The sequence below is a fragment of the Acidimicrobiales bacterium genome (assembly GCA_036273495.1).
Classification (GTDB): Bacteria; Actinomycetota; Acidimicrobiia; order Acidimicrobiales; family JAJPHE01; genus DASSEU01.
Window position 1 is genome coordinate 1 of sequence record DASUHN010000278.1, and the last position, 4,618, is coordinate 4,618.

Annotated in this window: 3 protein-coding genes; all 3 read right to left on the reverse strand. The window is 71.0% G+C overall.

What is annotated here, in order from left to right; genetic code table 11:
- On the reverse strand, positions 1-1,492 hold a 1,492-nt coding region (locus VFW24_11925), incomplete at its 3' end, for a glycogen debranching N-terminal domain-containing protein (protein ID HEX5267471.1).
- 12 nt (positions 1,493-1,504) lie between these two features.
- Positions 1,505-4,324, reverse strand: a complete 2,820-nt coding sequence (locus VFW24_11930) for an aconitate hydratase (protein HEX5267472.1) — start codon at positions 4,322-4,324, stop codon at positions 1,505-1,507.
- 32 nt (positions 4,325-4,356) lie between these two features.
- Positions 4,357-4,618 (reverse strand): hypothetical protein (locus tag VFW24_11935; protein HEX5267473.1); only part of this gene is annotated, 262 nt, incomplete at its 5' end.

Consider the following 4,618-nt stretch of genomic DNA (forward strand, 5'->3'; position numbering starts at 1 on the left):
GCTCCTCGATGGCGCCGGCCAGCCGGTCGGCCTCCGAGCGCAGCCCGGCTGCCAGGGCCTTGTCACCGAAGGCGGTCTCGACCACCTTGGCCCAGGCCCGCTTGGCCGCCACCACCAGCCCCTGGTGCTCACACAGAGCTATCGGCAGCTTGGCCAGCGATCCGTCGGCCATGACGATGCCGTCCCCGGAGTCCTTCCAGCCCTGGTTGTAGTAGCCCTCGGGACAGCGGCGCTGATACTCCTGGAGCCCGTCGCCATCGATGTCGCCGTCGGCCCCGATCCAGGCCAGGGCCCGTTCGACATGGGGGCGGATGGCCTCCAAGGCCTGGCGGTCCCCGTGCCAGGCCCAGGCCTCCGCCGCCACCAGGACATACAGCGTGGTGGTCTCATGGCCGCCGTAGTAGGGGGTGTGGGGGATGAGGTGCAGGGCGGCGAGCTCCCCGTGGCGCACCTCGTGTTCGATCTTGCCGGGCTGCATGTCGCGGCGGTCGTCGTAGCCCTCGGCCTGCAGGGCGCCCAGGGCCCGGAGGCTTCCCAGGGCGAAGCGGGGTGACATGGCGAAGGTCTGGAACGCCACGGTGAGGGAATCACGCCCGAAGAGGCTGACGAACCACGGGATGCCGGCGGCCGGCACCCAGGCGTCGAGATCGTCATTTTCCGGATCGGCTCCGGCCTCGTCGTCGTGGTGGTGCAGGCGCAGCCCGGCCAGGTCGTCGACGGCCTGGCGCAGGGCCACGGTCACCCCCGGGTTCGAGGTCTCGATGATGGTCGCCTTCTCCACCCAGCGCCGTCGGGCCACCTCGTGGACGGAGTCGGCCGCTACGAGCTGATGGCACGGTCGGGTCACCCGCCGCTCGGCACCATCGATCACCGGCATCCAGAACAGGCAGGCATGCCACGACGCCCCTGAAGCGAGCTCGACGCGGAACAGGATCCCGCCGTTGGCGAACTCGGGCGCCGAGTCGTTGTTGGCCACCTCCAGGACGATGGCGCGCTCGAAGGCCCCGTTGGCATATCTGGTGGTGAGCCGTCCACTCGCCTCGTCCCAGACACCGTGGATGGAGCCGCGGCGGACGCGCCGGTGGGCCTTGACGTCGAACAGGTCGGCGAAGTCGGACTCGATGCTGACCTCGAGGTCGACGATGACGTGGTCCCGGCTCTGGTTGGTGAGGTCGTAGTCCTCGTGGATGCCCGGCCCGGTGGTGCGGTCCAGGCGCAGGTGGAGGCAACGTTCGGGGATCTCGGCGCCCCCGGCGCCCACCAAGGCCGGGTTCGTCAGCTCGAAGCGTGCCGAGTGGTGCGCGGTGGCGGCCCCGTTGAGCAAGGTGGGCCGCGCGCCGCCGAGCTTGAGCCGGTAGCCCGACACCAGGCGGGTGTCAGCCGCGAAGTAGCCCTGCTCCTTGGTGCCCGACATCTCGGCGTTGAGCTCGCACACGACGACCTCGTCATCGAAATGGGTGGACACCACCGCCGGTCCGACCGATACCTCCACGACCTCTCCTCGCTATCCGGACCGGGCGAGATCGCGCAGCACGTAGGACAGGATCCCTCCGTGGCGGTAATGCTCGACCTCCGCCGGAGTGTCGATGCGGGGCCGGGCGGCGAACTCGATGGAATCGGCGCTGACGGTCACTTCCTCCGGCACGACTCCTCGTCCGAGGGGCTCGAGGCCGCTGATCCCGTAGACCTCCCGGCCGGTGAGTCCCAGGGTGTCGGCGGACTGGCCGGGCCCGAACTGGAGGGGCAGCACACCCATGCCGATCAGGTTCGAGCGGTGGATGCGCTCGTAGCTGGTGGCCAGCACGGCGCGCACTCCGAGCAGCCGGGTGCCCTTGGCCGCCCAGTCCCGCGACGAGCCCGACCCGTAGTCGGAGCCGGCGATGACGAGGAGAGGAACCCCCTCGGCGGCGTAGCGCACCGAGGCGTCGTAGATGCTGCAGGCCTCGCCTCCCGGGAGGTGCACGGTGACGCCGCCCTCGGTGCCCGGAGCCAGGCGGTTGCGGATGCGGACGTTGGCGAAGGTTCCCCGGATCATGACCTCGTGGTTGCCCCGCCGGGCCCCGTAGGAGTTGAAGTCGGCTCGTTCTACGCCGAGGGCCGCCAGATAGCGCCCGGCCGGGCTGTCGGGGGGGATGGAGCCGGCGGGGGAGATGTGATCAGTGGTCACGCTGTCTCCCAACATCACCAGCCCCCGCGCGCCGGTGATGTCGCCGACCGGCTCGGGATGGGGCCCGATCCCTTCGAGGAACGGCGGGCGGCGGATATAGGTCGAGTCCTCGGCCCAGGTGAACGACGGACCAGTGGGGATCTCCAGGGCTCGCCAGGCCTCGTCGCCTTCGAACACGCTGTCATAGGCACCGGCGAACATTCCCGGCGAAATGCTGGCGCGCACCACGTCGTCGACCTCGGCCGAGGACGGCCAGAGGTCGCGCAGGTAGACCGGGGCGCCGCTCGGGCCGGTCCCGAGCGGGTCGGTCGTGAGGTCGATGTCGAGAGTGCCGGCCAGGGCGTAGGCGACCACCAGAGGGGGAGACGCCAGGTAGTTCATCCGTACCTCGGGGTGGATGCGCCCTTCGAAGTTGCGGTTCCCCGACAGCACCGAGCACACGGCCAGGTCCCGGGCCCTTACCGCCTCTGACACTCCGGGCAGCAGCGGCCCGGAGTTACCTATACAGGTGGTGCAGCCGTATCCGACCAGGTGGAAGCCGAGGGCCTCGAGCGGCCCGGTCAACCCGGCCCGGTCGTAGTAGTCGGTGACGACTCGCGAGCCGGGAGCAAGAGAGGTCTTGACCCAGGGCCGGGGCAGAAGCCCGGCGGCCACCGCGTTGCGGGCCAACAGGCCCGCCGCCACCATCACCTGGGGGTTGGAGGTGTTGGTGCAACTGGTGACGGCGGCTATGACGACGGCTCCGTGGGCGATCTCCCCGGCCCCGATCCCGAACCGCATGGGCGGCGACGGCCGCCTGGCCGCCGGGTCGGGGCCGGTCGAGCCGCTCGGCCCGGTGACGGGGTGCGCCGGCCGGCGCCTGATGGCGCCTCCGGCCGTGGCCGGCGGATCGCTGGCCGGGAACGACTCGGCCGACGCCTCGTCGATCGGCCCGACCGGGGTGGGCGGGGGGTCACCGACATGTCCTTCGCCCACCACCGAGGCCAGCGCCGCCCGGAAGGCAGCGCGGGCCCGGCTCAGCGGCAACCGGTCCTGAGGCCGGGCCGGGCCGGCGATGCTGGGCTCGACCGTGCTCAGGTCCAGCTCGATGTTCTCCGAATAGACCGGCGGGTCGCCTCCGGGCTCGTGGAACAGGCCCTGTTCCTTGGCGTAGGCCTCGACCAGGGCGACGTGTTCCGGGGTCCGGCCGGTGAAGGCCAGGTAGGCCAAGGTGGCCTCGTCGACGGGGAAGATGGCACAGGTGGCGCCGTACTCGGGGGACATGTTGCCGATGGTCGCCCGGTTCTCGACACTGACGGCGCCGACCCCAGGCCCGTAGAACTCGACGAACTTGCCCACTACCCCGTGCTGTCGCAGCAGCTGGGCGATGGTCAGCACCAGGTCGGTGGCCGTCGATCCCTCGGGCAACTGACCGTGGAGGCGCATGCCCACCACGGCCGGGGTCAGCATCGATACGGCCTGGCCCAGCATGGCCGCTTCCGCCTCGATGCCCCCCACCCCCCAGCCGAGCACGCCCAGCCCGTTGATCATCGGGGTGTGCGAGTCGGTGCCCACCACGGTGTCGGGGAAGGCCACACCGGAGGGATCGGTCATCACCCCCCGGGCCAGGTACTCGAGGTTGACCTGGTGACAGATGCCGGTGTCGGGGGGGACGACCCGGAACCGCTCGAGGGCCTGGGAAGCCCAGCCCAAGAGCCGGTACCGCTCGGCGTTGCGCTCGGCCTCGATGGCCTTGTTCCGCCCAAAGGCAGCAGAGGTGCCGCTGGCCTCGGCGATGACGGAGTGGTCGATGACCAGCTCGACCGGTACCCGGGGTCTCACCTTGGCCGGGTCCCCGCCCAGCGCGACAACGGCCTCTCTCATGGCGGCCAGATCCACGACGGCGGGCACGCCGGTGAAGTCCTGCATGAGAACCCGTTCCGGGAAGAAGGCCAGCTGCCCCTCGCCGGCCTGGGCGGGCGTCCACGCGGCCAGCGCAGCGACGTCGGAGGCGGTGACGGCCCTTCCATCCTCGTGGCGGACGAGGTTCTCCAGCAGCACCTTGAGGCAGTAAGGGAGGCCTGCGATGTTCCCTACGCCATCGAGGACCGACAATCGGCGGATTTCGTAGTCGGTCTCCCCGACCCGGAGCGGAGCGGAGGCCCCGAAGCTGTCCATGGCCGATCCCTTCCCCCGGCCTCCCTCCACGATCAACCCGAGCCCGGCGGTCCAGCGGCCGGGGCGCCGGCCTCCTCGACGGTGAGCTCAGCGGCCGGATCCGCGTCGAGGCGCTCGTCGGGGATGGCCACGTCGCTGCGGACCGATCGCCCGAAGGTTCCTGCCACCAGTCTCTGCTGGGCCCGCTCGAGGGCGGCCAAGCGGAGGCGCAGAGCGGCCAGCACGGCGTCGTCGGCTCCTTCGGCGCTCAGGGGCTGGGCCGGATCGCCGAAACCCCCTGTCTCCCGCTCGGCG